Annotated in this window: 13 protein-coding genes; 2 read left to right on the top strand and 11 right to left on the bottom strand. The window is 68.1% G+C overall.

All coding sequences use genetic code 11. The features are described 5' to 3' along the window. The coding region (gene rsmD / locus NLI89_RS09790; protein WP_254686884.1) for a 16S rRNA (guanine(966)-N(2))-methyltransferase RsmD at positions 1-536 on the bottom strand (536 nt) is incomplete at its 3' end. After that, complete coding sequence (locus NLI89_RS09795; protein WP_254686885.1) at positions 536-2122, bottom strand: pseudouridine synthase; 1587 nt, start codon at positions 2120-2122, stop codon at positions 536-538. The genes rsmD and NLI89_RS09795, both read right to left, overlap by 1 nt. Before the next feature lie 119 nt (positions 2123-2241). Here NLI89_RS09795 and NLI89_RS09800 point away from each other — a divergent pair, with 119 nt between their 5' ends. Both NLI89_RS09800 and NLI89_RS09805 read left to right on the top strand, forming a co-directional pair. Beyond that, positions 2242-2673 carry a response regulator gene (locus NLI89_RS09800; protein ID WP_254686886.1) on the top strand — a complete coding sequence of 144 codons (432 nt, stop codon included), beginning with the start codon at positions 2242-2244 and terminating at the stop codon, positions 2671-2673. Positions 2674-2758: 85 nt separating this feature from the next. Then, positions 2759-4090 (top strand): AmpG family muropeptide MFS transporter, encoded by a 1332-nt coding sequence (locus tag NLI89_RS09805; RefSeq protein WP_254686887.1) that lies wholly within the window; start codon positions 2759-2761, stop codon positions 4088-4090. A gap of 160 nt (positions 4091-4250) precedes the next feature. Here the strand turns inward: NLI89_RS09805 and NLI89_RS09810 are convergent, their stop codons facing one another. From NLI89_RS09810 to NLI89_RS09850, 9 genes are all read right to left on the bottom strand, one after another. Then, a complete protein-coding gene (locus NLI89_RS09810) occupies positions 4251-4751 on the bottom strand; it encodes a DUF6628 family protein (protein ID WP_254686888.1) in 501 nt (166 codons plus the stop codon). Positions 4752-4819: 68 nt separating this feature from the next. After that, positions 4820-6139 (bottom strand): bifunctional folylpolyglutamate synthase/dihydrofolate synthase, encoded by a 1320-nt coding sequence (locus NLI89_RS09815; RefSeq protein ID WP_254686889.1) that lies wholly within the window; start codon positions 6137-6139, stop codon positions 4820-4822. A gap of 144 nt (positions 6140-6283) precedes the next feature. After that, the gene (accD, locus tag NLI89_RS09820) at positions 6284-7135 is read right to left on the bottom strand and encodes an acetyl-CoA carboxylase, carboxyltransferase subunit beta (protein WP_254686890.1); all 852 of its coding nucleotides are present in this window, start codon (positions 7133-7135) and stop codon (positions 6284-6286) included. Next, positions 7132-7944, bottom strand: a complete 813-nt coding sequence (trpA, locus tag NLI89_RS09825) for a tryptophan synthase subunit alpha (RefSeq protein ID WP_254686891.1) — start codon at positions 7942-7944, stop codon at positions 7132-7134. The genes accD and trpA overlap by 4 nt, the downstream gene beginning before the upstream one ends. A gap of 175 nt (positions 7945-8119) precedes the next feature. After that, the gene (gene trpB / locus NLI89_RS09830; RefSeq protein ID WP_254686892.1) at positions 8120-9361 is read right to left on the bottom strand and encodes a tryptophan synthase subunit beta; all 1242 of its coding nucleotides are present in this window, start codon (positions 9359-9361) and stop codon (positions 8120-8122) included. Between the two features lie 161 nt (positions 9362-9522). Continuing rightward, the gene (locus NLI89_RS09835; RefSeq protein WP_254686893.1) at positions 9523-10161 is read right to left on the bottom strand and encodes a phosphoribosylanthranilate isomerase; all 639 of its coding nucleotides are present in this window, start codon (positions 10159-10161) and stop codon (positions 9523-9525) included. Positions 10162-10336: 175 nt separating this feature from the next. Further along, positions 10337-11011 carry an orotidine-5'-phosphate decarboxylase gene (pyrF, locus tag NLI89_RS09840; RefSeq protein ID WP_254686894.1) on the bottom strand — a complete coding sequence of 225 codons (675 nt, stop codon included), beginning with the start codon at positions 11009-11011 and terminating at the stop codon, positions 10337-10339. Further along, positions 11008-11361, bottom strand: coding sequence for a LapA family protein (locus NLI89_RS09845; protein WP_254686895.1), 354 nt, complete (start codon positions 11359-11361; stop codon positions 11008-11010). Before NLI89_RS09845 ends, pyrF begins: the two co-directional genes overlap by 4 nt. A gap of 84 nt (positions 11362-11445) precedes the next feature. Beyond that, positions 11446-13734, bottom strand: coding sequence for a patatin-like protein (locus NLI89_RS09850; protein ID WP_254686896.1), 2289 nt, complete (start codon positions 13732-13734; stop codon positions 11446-11448). Positions 13735-13750 lie beyond the last annotated feature (16 nt).

Consider the following 13750-nt stretch of genomic DNA (forward strand, 5'->3'; position numbering starts at 1 on the left):
TAGATAGGGCGGAGCAACGTAAGTCGCGCCTTGCCGTGCACGCGCGTGGCGTCGACCTCGAAGCCGGCCAGTTCGACGACCTCCGCCTTCGCCGTCTCCAGGCTGATCCACGTCGCCGGCCCGACCCAACCCAGTCGCGACAGCTTGTCGAGCGCGACCAGTCCGGCACCGGTGGCGTAGGGCGGATCCATCAGGATCACGTCGAGCGGCGCGGGTGCCGGCCCGAGCGCCATCACCGACGTTGCGCGGACGTCACCGCGGATTTCCAGCTTGGCGAGATTGGCCTTCAGCGCATCGACCGCCAGCTTGTCCGATTCGACGAACATGCACGTCGCCGCGCCGCGCGAAAGCGCCTCGATCCCGAGCGCGCCCGAGCCTGCGAACAGATCGGCAACCGCCAGACCCTCGAAACTCCCGACTCGGCTCGTCAGCATCGAGAACAAGGTCTCGCGCATCCGGTCGGCGGTCGGGCGGGTGGTGTCACCCTTGGGCGCGGCGATCTGACGGCCGCGAAACTGCCCTGCGATGATCCGCATCAGCGCTTCCCTCCACGTGGTGCACGGGGCGGATGACCGCGCCCCCCCGACGGACCCTTGCCGGGCGCAGTCGGACGTGTCCCCCGCTCGGGCCGTGCCGGCGCATCGCGCACCGGCCGCGGTTCGGCACCCGGACGCCCGGACGCACTGCGCGCGGCACGCTTGTCGAGCGAACTGCGGCCGCGCGAGTCATCCGCCTGAGGACGAAAACCGCGCTGCGGCTCCTGACGCTGCGGCGTATCGGCGCGACGCGGCGCCACCGTACCTCCGGCACCGACCCGCGACGGCGCAGCCCGCTCGCGCGGCGGCTTGGCCGCGCGGAAATGCTTGATCTTGGGGCTCGTGCTCAGTTCCTCGCCGCGATCCGCGCGTTCCTGACGCACATAGGGCTTGGACGTTTCGCCACTCGTCGGGCGGGCGTGATGCGTCCCCGTCGGCCGAGCGGCATTGCGGGCATCCGGCCGCGCCCAGGGATCGTTGACGTCGCCGCGCTGCATCGCCGCAGTCGGACGAATCCGCTCCGGCCGTGCAGGCCGCGACGGACGATCGGTTGGCACCGTGCCGCTCGAGAACCCCGAGCTTGCCGGCGCCGTGTACGGGCTCCGGACGGGCGTCCGCGCACCGCCAGCGGCAGGTCGCGCACCCGGCGCAGGCCGTGTCGTTGCGACGGGCCGTGGCGCATTGCTGCCCCGCTGGCTCGACCGCGCACCGATCCCCGCACCCGCACCGGCGCTCGCGCTGATCCCGATATTCGCGCGCGCACCCGGACCCTCGGGCCGGCCCTTCGCGAGCTCCTTCTGGAACGCGACGACGTCGTGCTGGAGGACCTCGCCGATCTGCCCCGGCGGCAGGTCGCCGAGCACGAACGGGCCGTAGCGCGTCCGGATCAGCCGCGAGACCTGCAGTCCGAGATGCTCCAGCACGCGGCGGACTTCGCGGTTCTTGCCCTCGGTCAGGATCATCTCGATCCACACGTTCGCGCCCGTTCGACGCTCGATATTGGCGTTGATCGAGCCATAGCGCACGCCCTCGATCTCGATGCCTTCGATCAGTTCCTCGAGTTGCGGCTGCGTTATGTTGCCGTAGGCGCGTGCACGATAGGCACGCTCGACGCCGGTCGCGGGCAGTTCGAGCTGGCGCTTGAGGCCACCATCGGTGGTCATCAGCAACAGCCCCTCGGTGTTGAGATCGAGGCGACCGACCGGCACCAGCCGCGGCAGATCCTGCGGCAGGCGATCGTAGATCGTCGTGCGGCCCGCGGGATCGCGCTCGGTGACGAGCAGCCCGGTCGGCTTGTGATACAGGAACAGCCGCGCCGCGCTGGGCGCTTCGACCGGATCGCCATCGACCGTCACCCCGTTCAGATTGCGCAGGATCGTCGCCGGCGTGTCGAGCGTCGAGCCGTTGAGCGCCACGCGTCCCTCGGCGATCATCCGCTCGATATCGCGGCGCGAGGCGATCCCGGCGCGGGCGAGCAGCTTGGCGATACGGTCGCCCTTGATCGGTGCGGCAGGGGCTGTGGCAGGGGTTGCAGGCGCGTCGGGCGACGGGCTGGCAGTCGGGTTATCGTCTTTTGAAGTCGTCATGGCGCGGCTGATACTATGGATCGCCTCGAAGCGCGAAATATTTGCGACCGTTCGTGCTGCGGCGCGTTAAGACACGCGAGCGTAACGACCTTTCGTTAGCGTCCGGGGGCCTTGCGGCGATGTTGTTCGGAAAGAAGAAGCGGCAGATTGTCCGGCTCCTCGTGGTCGAGGACGAGCCGTTGGTGGCGTTCGATACCGAATATTTCCTGGCCGAGGCGGATTTCACGATCGTCGCGACGATCGACCGGGTCGCCGAAGCGCTGCTGATCCTGTCGAGCGATACGGTGGTCGATCTGGTCCTGGTCGACGTGAACCTCGCCGACGGATCGGGCGTCGACGTCGCCCGCGCGGCGCAGGCTGGCGGCGTGCCGGTGATGTTCGTGACCGGAAGCTGCCCGGTCGAGGCGACCACGCTTGCCGCCGGCTGCATGGCCAAGCCCTACGCACCGCGCGATCTGATTGCTGCGATCGAGGCGATCGAGGCGATGATGGGCGGCAAAAAGCCGAGGCGCGTGCCGTCCGGGTTCACGCTGTTCGAAGCAAAAGCCTGACGTTTGCCGCCTTCCATCGCCTGACGGGTAGCGCATCGGCGATTTCCCGTTAGGGTCCGCGCAAGCGAGTGGGAGCGTAAGTGCGATGGACGGAACCGAAGGCAAGCGCTGGAGCGACGGTGTTCGCCCATATCTGGAAAAGGCGCCGCTGGCGGCGTTCTTCCTCGGTGTGTCCTCGGGATTTCCCTATGCGATGATCGGCGCGACGCTGACCAGCCGGCTGGCGCAGGATGGTCTCGACAAAAAGACCATTACCGCCTTCACGCTCGGGTTCCTCGTCTACAATCTGAAGCCCTTATGGGCATGGATGATCGACGGCGTGCGGCTGCCGGTTCTCGGATGCCTGGGGCAGCGTGTGTCGTGGCTGGTGTTCGCGGGGCTGTTGACGATCGCGGCGATCGTCAATCTGGCGTTCGTCAGCCCTGGCACGAACCTGTCGGGAACGATTGTCGCTGCCATTCTGGTCGGGATCGCGGGGGCGACGTTCGACATCGTGATCGACGCCTACCGGATCGAGCAGCTGAAGCCCTACCAACTGGGTGTTGGCTCAGGCATGACCCAATATGGTTGGCGGATCGGCAACGTGGCGGCGGCGTCGCTGGCGTTGGTGCTGGCGGCACGGATCGGGTGGAGCGGCGCGTACCTTGCCTGCGCGGTGTTCGCACTGCCGGCGATGCTCACCGGATTGCTGATGGGTGAACCCGACCGCCACCGCGAGCCGACCGCCAAGCGCGCGACCGCGGAGGTGATTGCGTCGATCGTTGGACCGTTCGTCGAATTCTTCCAGCGTCAGGGCGCGATCGTGATCCTGCTCTTCATCCTGATTCACAAGATCGGTGACACGCTGGGCCAGATCGTGCTCCGGTTGATGCTCAATGATCTGGGGTTCAGCAACGACGAGATCGCCCTGTATGACGTCGGTGTCGGCTTCTGGGCGTATCTGGTCGGGATCTTCGTCGGCGGCGCGCTGTATGCACGGCTTGGGCTGAAGCGCGCGGTTCTGCTCAGCCTGGTGCTGATGGCCGTGTCGAATGCGAGCTTCGCATTGCTCGCGAGCGCTGGACACAGCAACGAAGGGCTTGCTGCAGCGATCGGGTTCGAGAATATCGCCAGCGGGATCGGCGGCGTGACTGTGATCGCGTATTTCTCCGCCCTGTGCGACCTGCGCTTTACCGCCGCGCAATATGCGCTGATCTCCGCGGCATCGAGCGTCGTCGGACGATTGTTAACGGCGACCACGGCGGGCGGGCTGGTCGAGCGGTTCGGCTATGTCGACTTCTACTGGATGACGACACTGGTTGCGTTGCCTGGCGTCCTGCTGTTCTGGTGGATGAGCCGGTCGGGCATGATCGATCGCTCGATCGGCAGCGCGGGCGTCGAGGGAGAGGGCGACGCCCGCGACGGTACTGCTCCATAGAGCTGAGTCGCTTTGTCTTCCTAGTCCTCCCCCGCCAGGGGGAGGTGGCGCGAAGCGACGGAGGGGAGGACCACGCAACCGGCGTTTGCGTTTGCCTCCCCCTTCGTCAGGCAAGCGCCTGCCACCTCCCCCTGGCGGGGGAGGATCGTGAGACCTACCTCTACATCGTGACCGGTCGCCCCTCGTCGGCAAACGCGGCTGCCACCGCCGCGGCGCTGGCGAGGACGCCATCGACGCGGCGGACGCCGAGCAGGTCGGCCATCAGGTAGCGCGCGCTCTCCGGTGCAATCTCGACGCGCGCGAGGATCGACAGCATCGCCGACTCCGCCGGCGTCATCCGCGCGCAGCAGCACGGCGCGATCGCGATCGTCCCCGCCGACGTGCCGGCGAGGTCGGCCATCAGCGCACGCAACAGCACTAGCGGGCGGCGGAAGCTCTGCCCGAACGCGGTGAACATCGTGTGCGAGGCACGGGCATCGGCAAGGCCGTGGGCCCCCATCCGACGCATCGCGAACAAGGCGATTCGCGCATTCTCACAAGGCGGTAGCGGATGCGGCAGCAACGTCGTCGCACTGGCGAGCAGGTTAGCCGAGGCGGCCGTCGACCTGGGCGCCGACTTGGGCGTCGAACTGGGCGTCGAACTGGGGCGGGTATCGGTCATTCACGCGACTCCGTGGTGGTGTCCACAAAGTCGCGCGTCCGTTATTGATAGTCAATAGCAATAAGAACTCAGTCCGGCGGCTGGTCGTTTGCCGCGAGCACTTCACCGGCGAGGTAGAGCGAACCGGCGATCAGGACGAGGTTGGGCAGGGCGCTCCGCATCCCGATCAGGTCGAGCGCGTCGGCGGGGGTCGACGACGTTTCGGCCGTCTTCCCGAAGCTTCGTGCAAGCGCTGCTAGTGCCTCGGGAGCGTGATGCGCGTGGCCCGGCACCGGGATGGCAACGACATGCCCGACCGACGGCGACAGGATGCGGATCACCGCCTCCGCATCCTTGTTGGCGAGCATTCCGAGGATCAGCGTGACCGGACGACCCTTCGCCAGCGTCCGTAGCGCCCGCGCGACCGGTTGCGCGGCGTTCGGGTTATGCGCCCCGTCGAGCCATAGTTCGCAGCCGTGCGGCAGGCGCGCGAGCAGGGGACCGTCGGACAGGCGCTGCATGCGCGCCGGCCAGTGCGCCCAGTCGGCGGCGGCGCGCATCGCGGCTTCCGGGATGTGCACCACGCCTTGATGCCGCAGCATCGCGATCGCCAGCGCGAGATTGCGCGACTGGTGCGCGCCGACCAGTCGAGGGCGATTGGTGACGACCGAAAAGCCGGCATCCTCGTAGCGCATCGTCGTCCGCGCGGTCTCGCTGGTCCACGCCGTGCCGCGCGCGACGACCGACGCCCCCGCCGCATCGGCGATCGCGGCGATCTTCGCGCGCAAGGCCTTGGGGTAGTCCATCGTGACGAGGGGTATGCCGGGCTTGGCGATGCCCGCCTTCTCGCCGGCGATCTCCAGCAGCGTGTCGCCGAGGAACGACTGGTGATCGATGCCGAGCGCGGCGATGCCGGTGACGACCGGGTTCGGGATGACGTTGGTTGCATCGAGCCGCCCGCCGAGGCCGACCTCGACGATCGTCGCGGCGGCGGGCGTGCGCGCGAAGGCGAGGAAGGCGACGGCGGTGGTGACTTCGAAGAAGCTGGCTTGCAGGTCTGCGGCTTGGTCGAGAACCTCCTCCAGCAGCGCGGCGAGCAGGTCGTCCTCGATCAGTTTGCCAGCGAGGCGGATGCGTTCGTTGAAGCGGACGAGGTGCGGGGATGAGTAGACGTGGACGCTGTGCCCGGCGGCTTCGATCGCGGCGCGGAGGAAGGCGCAGGTCGAGCCCTTGCCGTTTGTGCCGGCGACGTGGAACACCGGGGGGAGATCGAGGTGGGGGTCGCCGAGGCGGCTGAGGAGCGCGGTGATGCGCTCGAGGCCGAGGATGTCCGCACCCGGCGACAGCGCGGTGAGTCGGTCGAGCTGGGCCTGGACGGCGGGGGACGAGGAAACGGCGTGGTCGGGCATTCTAGCTCCTCACGATCCTCCCTCGCCAGGGGGAGGTGGCTGGCTCTTGCCAGACGGAGGGGGAGGTAAGCGACGACGTAGGTTTCGTGTCCGCCCCCTCCGTCGCCTTCGGCGCCACCTCCCCCTTGCGGGGGAGGATCAGGTTTACGCGGCTTCGCGGGCGCTGAGATACCCGATCACGGTGCCGAGCTGCTCGCGCAGGTCCTTCCGGTGGACCACCATGTCGATCATCCCATGCTCGAGATAATATTCGCTCGTCTGGAAATCCTCGGGCAGCTTTTCGCGAATGGTGCTCTCGATCACGCGGCGGCCGGTGAAGGCGAGCGTCGCCTTGGGCTCGGCGATCTGCACGTCGCCGAGCATCGCGTATGCCGCCATCACGCCGCCCGAGGTCGGATCGGTCAGCACGACGATATATGGCAGCCCGGCATCGTGCAGCATCTGGATCGCGACCGTGCTGCGCGGCATCTGCATCAGGCTGAGGATACCTTCCTGCATGCGCGCGCCGCCCGATGCGGTGAAGATCACGTAGGGCACGCGGTCCTCGATCGCTGCCTCGACGCCGCGCACGAACGCTTCGCCGACCGCGAGGCCCATTGAGCCGCCCATGAAGCCGAAGTCCTGCACGCCGACCACGACCCGGTGGCCGTCGATGCTCCCGCGCGCGTTGATCAGCGCGTCCTGCTCGCTATTGTCGGTTCGTGCCGCCTTCAGGCGATCGGTGTAGCGCTTCTGGTCGCGGAACTTGAGCGGATCCTCGGGCACCTTCGGTGCGGGAAGCTCGCTGCAGCTGCCTTCGTCGAACAGTTGCGCAAAGCGGATCTTCGGGCCGATGCGGTCGTGGTGATCGCATTTCGGGCAGACGTAGAGATTGTCCTCCAACTCCTTGGTGAAGACCATCTGCCCGCAACCCTTGCACTTGTGCCAGAGATTCTCGGGCGTCTCGCGCTTCGCGACGAAGGGCAGGACGTTGCGGACGCTGTTGAGCCAGCTCATGCGGGGACCTTCCGTGCGGACGCGACGGCGTCGGCGAGAGATTTGATATAGGCGCGGACCGGCTCAGCCGCAGCGGCGCCGTGCTGTGCGACGAGTTCGACGATCGCCGAGCCGACGACGACGCCATCGGCGACGCGCGCGACGTTGGCGGCCTGCTCGGGCGTGCGAATGCCGAAACCGACCGCGATCGGGATGTCGGTCTGGGATTTCAGGCGTGCGACGGCGTCCTCGATCGAGGATTGCTGCGCCTGCTGGAGCCCGGTGATGCCGGCGACCGAGACGTAATAGAGGAACCCGCTCGCGCCATCGAGCACGGTCGGCAGGCGGGCGGCGTCGGTGGTGGGCGTCGCGAGGCGGATCAGGTCGATTCCGGCGGCGCGCAACTGCGGTCCGAGCGAATCGTCTTCCTCGGGGGGCACGTCGACGCAGATCACGCCGTCGACTCCGGCCTTCGCGGCGGCGTCGGCGAACCAGTCCGCGCCGCGGCGGAGCATCGGGTTGCCGTAGCCCATCAGGACCAGCGGCACGTCGGGGTGGCGCGCGCGGAACGCGGTGGCGGTGGCGAGTATGTCCGCGGTGCGCGTCCCCTGCGCGAGGCTGCGGATGTTGGCGGCCTGGATCGCGGGGCCGTCGGCCATCGGATCGGTGAACGGCATGCCCAGCTCGATCGCGTCCGCGCCGCCCGCGACCAGTGCGTCGAGGATCGGGCCGGTGGCCTCGGTGGTTGGATCACCTGCGGTGACGAATGCGACGAGCGCGGCGCGGCCGGCGGCGGCGGTGCGCGCGAAGGTGGCGGCGAGGCGGCTCACTTGCCCCCCTCCAAACCAACGCCCGTCGCTCGACCCATCTCCCGAGCCACACCAACACCCGTCACCCCAGCGAAAGCTGGGGTATCCCGGTTGGCGACCACGGCACATGCCCCATGGATACCCCAGCTTTCGCTGGGGTGACGGGTGGAGGAGGGGGACTGCGCCTCGATCGCGATCATATCGCCACTCCCAGCGCTTCCGCCACGGTGAAGATGTCCTTGTCGCCGCGGCCGCACAGGTTCGCCAGGATGATCTGGTCCTGCCGCATCTCGCGCGCCTTCTTGGTCACCGTCGCAATGGCATGCGATGGCTCCAGCGCGGGGATGATGCCCTCGGTGCGGCACAGCAACTGGAACGCGTCGAGCGCCTCTTGGTCGGTCGCGCTGTCATATTGGACACGGCCGATATCGCGCAGCCATGCGTGCTCGGGACCGATGCCGGGATAGTCGAGCCCCGCCGAGATCGAGTGCGCCTCGGTGATCTGGCCGTCCTCGTCCTGCAACAGATACGTCTTGTTGCCGTGGAGCACGCCGGGGAACCCGCCGGCGAGGCTGGCGGCATGTTCCTTGTCCAACCCGTGGCCCGCCGCCTCGATGCCGAGCATCTGCACGTCGGCATCGTCGAGGAACGGATGGAACAGCCCGATCGCGTTCGATCCGCCACCGATCGCGGCGACCAGCATGTCGGGCAGGCGACCGACGCGCGACAGCATCTGCGCGCGCGCCTCGGTGCCGATCACGCTCTGGAAATCGCGGACCATCTCCGGATAGGGGTGCGGGCCGGCGGCGGTGCCGATGATGTAGAAGGTGTCGTGGACGTTGGCGACCCAGTCGCGCATGCCCTCGTTCATCGCGTCCTTCAGCGTATGCGCGCCGCTGGTCACGGGGCGGACTTCGGCGCCGAGCAGCTTCATCCGGAAGACGTTGGGCGCCTGCCGCTCGACGTCCTTGGCGCCCATGTAGATGACGCAGGGGAGGCCGAAGCGCGCGCAGACCGTGGCGGTCGCGACGCCGTGCTGGCCTGCACCCGTCTCGGCGATGATCCGCGTCTTGCCCATGCGCATGGCGAGCAGGATTTGGCCGATGCAGTTGTTGATCTTGTGCGCGCCGGTGTGGTTGAGCTCGTCGCGCTTGAACCAGATTTGCGCACCCATGCCCGGCTCAGCGGATTCGCGCAGCGCCTCGGTCAGGCGTTCGGCGTAGTAGAGCGGGCTCGGGCGGCCGACATAATGTTCGAGCAGGTCGTCGAACTGCGCCTTGAACGCGGGGTCCGCCTTGGCGGCGCGGTAGGCCTCGTCGAGTTCGAGGACGAGCGGCATCAGCGTCTCGGCGACATAGCGTCCGCCGAAATCGCCGAAATGGCCGCGCTCGTCGGGCTGGGCGCGGTAGGAGTTGGGGGCGAGGGTTGGAGCGTTCATGACTGGGCGTTTAGCACTTCGTAAATCGCTGTCACCCCTCCCGTTTTATCAGGCACCACCCCGGCGGAGGCCGGGGCCCAGTTGGAAAGGTCTCGGTAACGGAGTTTGGCTCGTGCCAAATGGCCGTTCCCACCTGGACCCCGGCCTTCGCCGGGGAGGTGCTAGCGTGTGGCGACAGCGCGTAGGAACGCCGCGATCTTAGTTTGGTCCTTCGTGCCGGGGCCGCTTTCCACGCCTGAGGACACGTCGACCAGTTCCGCCCCGGTCCGCCGGATCGCCTCCGCCACGTTCACCGGATCGAGTCCACCCGACAACGCCCACGGCAGCGGATGCCTGAACCCGTCGAGCAGGTCCCAGTCGAACCGCAAGCCCATCCCGCCCGGCAACGCCGCCGAGTCCGGGGTCTTGGCATCGTACAGGATCCGGTCCGCAACTCCGGCAAAGCCATGCGCAGCCTCAAGATCACCCCGCGTGCGCACCGCGACCGCGACCCAGGTCTCGATCCCGAACTTCGCGCGGATCGCGGCGGCCCGCGCGGGGGTCACCTTGTGGAGTTGCAGCACGTCGAGAGCGGCCGATGCGACCGCCTGCTCGAGCATCTCGTCCTCGGGATCGACGAACACGCCGACCTTCGCGACATGGCCCGGCACGCGTGCGGCGAGTTCGGCGGCTTTCGCGAACGTCACGTGCCGCGGCGACGCGGGGAAGAACACGAACCCGACATGGCTCGCACCGTGCCGGATCGCGGCGTCGAGCGTCGCGGGCGTGGACAGGCCGCAGATCTTGGCGGTGGTCATCATCGTTCCTAAAACGGATCACGGAAGATTGATCATCCTCCCCCGCCAGGGGGAGGTGGCGTCGAAGGCGACGGAGGGGGCGGACACGGAACAGAGGTTTGCCCTTACCTCCCTCTCCGTCAGGCTATGCCTGCCACCTCCCCCTGGCGGGGGAGGATCGTAACGATTTCATCGGCTGTTACAGCGTCGCGCCGATCGCGCGGGCGGCGGTGTCGGGGTCTTCGGCCTGCGTGATCGGGCGTCCGACCACCAGGATCGAAGCGCCTGCATCCATGGCCTGGCGCGGCGTCACCACGCGCTTCTGGTCGCCGATCGCGCCGTCGGGCAGGCGGACGCCGGGCACCACGAAGAACCCCTTCGGCCATATCGCCTTCGCCGCGGCGACCTCGGCGCCCGAGCAGACGATGCCGTCGATCCCAGCCTCGCGCGCCAACTCGGTCAGCCGCGCGACCTGGTCGTGCGCGTTGCCGATAACGCCGGTCGCCGCGAGATCGGCCGCGTCGAGGCTGGTGAGCATCGTCACTGCGATCACTTTGGTCCCGATCGGTGCCGCGGCCTTCGCATCCTCCAGCATCGCCCGCCCGCCACTGGCATGCACCGTGAGGATCGCCGGTTCGAGCGCGCCGAGCGCCTGCACCGCCTTCGCCACCGTGTTCGGAATGTCGTGCAGCTTCAGGTCGAGGAAGATCGGCAGGCCGAATTCCGCCATCGCATGCACGCCGGGCTGGCCGTGCGCCGAGAAGAATTCGAGCCCCAGCTTGATCCCGCCGACATGATGGCGGACGCGCGCGGCGATCGCCTTCGCGCGCGCCAAGTCGGGCGTGTCGAGCGCGACGTAGATCCGGTTGCTCATCGCACGTCACCCGGCGGTACGGCGGTGGGTGTGACGGGCGCTGTCATCGGCGTCGCAACCGGCGTTTCGACCGGCACGAACGCCACCGGCTCCGGCCTTGGCGTCCGCAGTTCCAGCAATTCGCGCTCGCACGTCGACAGCCGTTGCCGCAGCCGCCACCGGATCGCGTGGTTATACAGCATCGTCGGCACGAACCCGATTAGGAAGGTGACGAACAGCAACAGGGGGAGGTTCACGTCGGCGATGAGGCCGCCCCAGAGCTGGATCTGGACGGCGTTCCAGTTGCTTATGGTGAACACTGCGGCGACGAACGCCAGCAGGCACCAGAACAGGATTTTCAGGAACTGCATGCGGCGACCCTCTTTTGTGCCCCAATCGCGCCGAAACGCGGTTGGAAACGCAGAGCTACCGCCACATCCGCCGTTTGGCCAGCTTTAGCCGATTTCCGTCCGCAACTGCGCGATCAGCGGCAGGATCGCGGTCAGCCGTGGCTCCTCCTCGTCGAGGATCGCGAGGAACGCCGCCCGCTTGATCGCCGCGACCCGGCCCGGCTTCATCCGCACGGTCTGCGGCAACGTCGAGACGGTGATGTCGATCATCCGCTCCGACCCGTGCAGCCGCCCCCAGAGATAGTCGTTCTCGCGGTAGGCACGGCTGAAGAACGCGCCGAACGTGCCGAACTGGATCCCCTTCAACGTCGCCTCCGCGCCGCCGGAGCGGATCGCGGTCGCATCGTCGGGGGCGATCCGGTCCACCTTGATCGGGTCGAACTCGTCGAGCCCCTCGCCCTGCAACAGCGGCAGCGTCGCGGTATCGAAATACGGAAAGCCCAGATAGGCGAGCAACAGCGTCCGCCGCGCAGGCTTGGCAAGCGCGGCGAACGCCTCCGCCAGCCGCTGGTCGGTTTCCGCATCGAGCCGCTCCAGATCGAACGTCCGCCCCAGCGTCTCCAGCACCGCGGTCGCATCGCCCTTCATCGCGCGCACCGCATCGTGCATCCCGGCATGCATATCGCCGCGCAGCCGATCCAGATACGGCGACAGCGATTCATAGATCGCGTCGCGCATCGGGGCGAGCTCGGGCTCGTCGGCGGCGGTCTCCACCTCCGACAGGCGCCGCGCCATCAGGCGCAGCCGACGGATGCGAAAGCCGATGTCGAAGGTTCGGAGGAACGCGATCGACGCGGGGCTGGCACCGTTTGCGAAGCTCGCCCCGAGCTGGTCCGCGCCCGTCGCCGCGACCCGCGCGACGATCGCGGCGCGGATCTGCACCAGCCGCCGCGGGCTGTGATGCCGCCCCGCATCGTACAACAGGCTCGCGATCGTCTCGATCACCGCGCTCCGCTTCAGATGCCCGTAGGCGACGAACCCATAGCCCGAACTCGCCGCCGCGGCCTTCTGCGCCCGCCGCCGCCACGCGATCAGCCGCGGCGCGGTCGGGCGATCGAGGAACAGCGTGTGACCGAACAGCGATTCGACGTCGGCCTCCACCTCCGGCCGGATCGCGGTGACGATCCCGCGCATCCGGTCGATCCGCGCCGAGCGCGCGGCGATCGCCTCCAGATTGTCGCGGATCGGTTGCTGGCGCGGAATGTCGCTGATCGCGCCGATGATCGTCTGGAAGAACCCGGGCGTGCCTTCACCGCGATTGAGCCGCAGCTTGATGCCGGGCGAGGGGTCTATGTAGATGAACCGCCGGTCGATCTGGCGTCGTGCCGGGCGTTCCTTCAGCGCGTCGAGCGCCGGGCGGAACGGCGCATTGGCAAGCACCGAGCCGTCGATCAGCACCGCGCTTTCCGCCGCGTTGGCCGCGGTATGACGGGGCAGCACGCGCGCGAGGAAGCCGCTGCGGCCCGGCCACGCGATCTTGCGCTGCTCCAGTACGCCGTCCAGTTCGGCGACCGTGAACGGCGGAAACGCGCCGGGAAAGCTCGACGTCGCGCGCGCCGCGAACGCCAGTTCCGCGCGCGGCGCGAGGGTCTCGGTCGCGCCGCCATGATCGGTGAAGTCGACCACCAGCCGGTGCTCGGTCTCGACCACCTCGGCGGGCGAGTTGAGCTGCAACCGCTCGGGATGCCCGGAGAAATCGGTCACCGTCACGAACAGGTCGAGCGGCTGGCCGGGCGGCAACAGCCGCGGCCCGCGCTCGCTCGCACCCATCGCATCGAACGCATCGAGCAGCAGGTTGGTGAAGGTCTTGCCCCCGAACGGTGGCTCGAACCAGCGCGAGCGGATGAAATGCGACAGCTTGGTGCGCACCTCTTCGCGGGTCGGCTCGTCGAGCGCCTCGACCTTGTCCGTGCTCCGCCCCGCCGCCATCCACGCGAGCGGCATCGCCCAGGCCTTCGAAAAGCGCGATTTCGGCGCCGCCTCGGTATCGATCAGCGCCTCGACATCCGCCGACGTCATCCACAGGTCGGTCAGCGGATCGAGGCTCTGGCCGGTTGCGATCGCCTGCGCGAGGAAGATGCCGTTGATCCCGCCCGCACTGGCGCCGGCGATGATGTCGGCCAGCACACGCACCCGGATCGCGGCGTGGTCTTCGATCTCCTGGAGCAGGGCGTGGTACACGCCCTGGCTGCCGCCCTTCGGCGCCTCGCCGTCATGGAATGCGCGGCTCGCGCAGACCAGACGCCAGATCTCCTTGGTGATCCCGTGCATGTAGACCGCCAGGCTGATCCCGCCATAGCAGACGAGCGCCAGCCGCAGTTCCTTCTCGCGCATTCCACATCCTCGTCCG

The sequence above is a fragment of the Sphingomonas faeni genome (assembly GCF_024273235.1).
Classification (GTDB): Bacteria; Pseudomonadota; Alphaproteobacteria; order Sphingomonadales; family Sphingomonadaceae; genus Sphingomonas; species Sphingomonas faeni_A.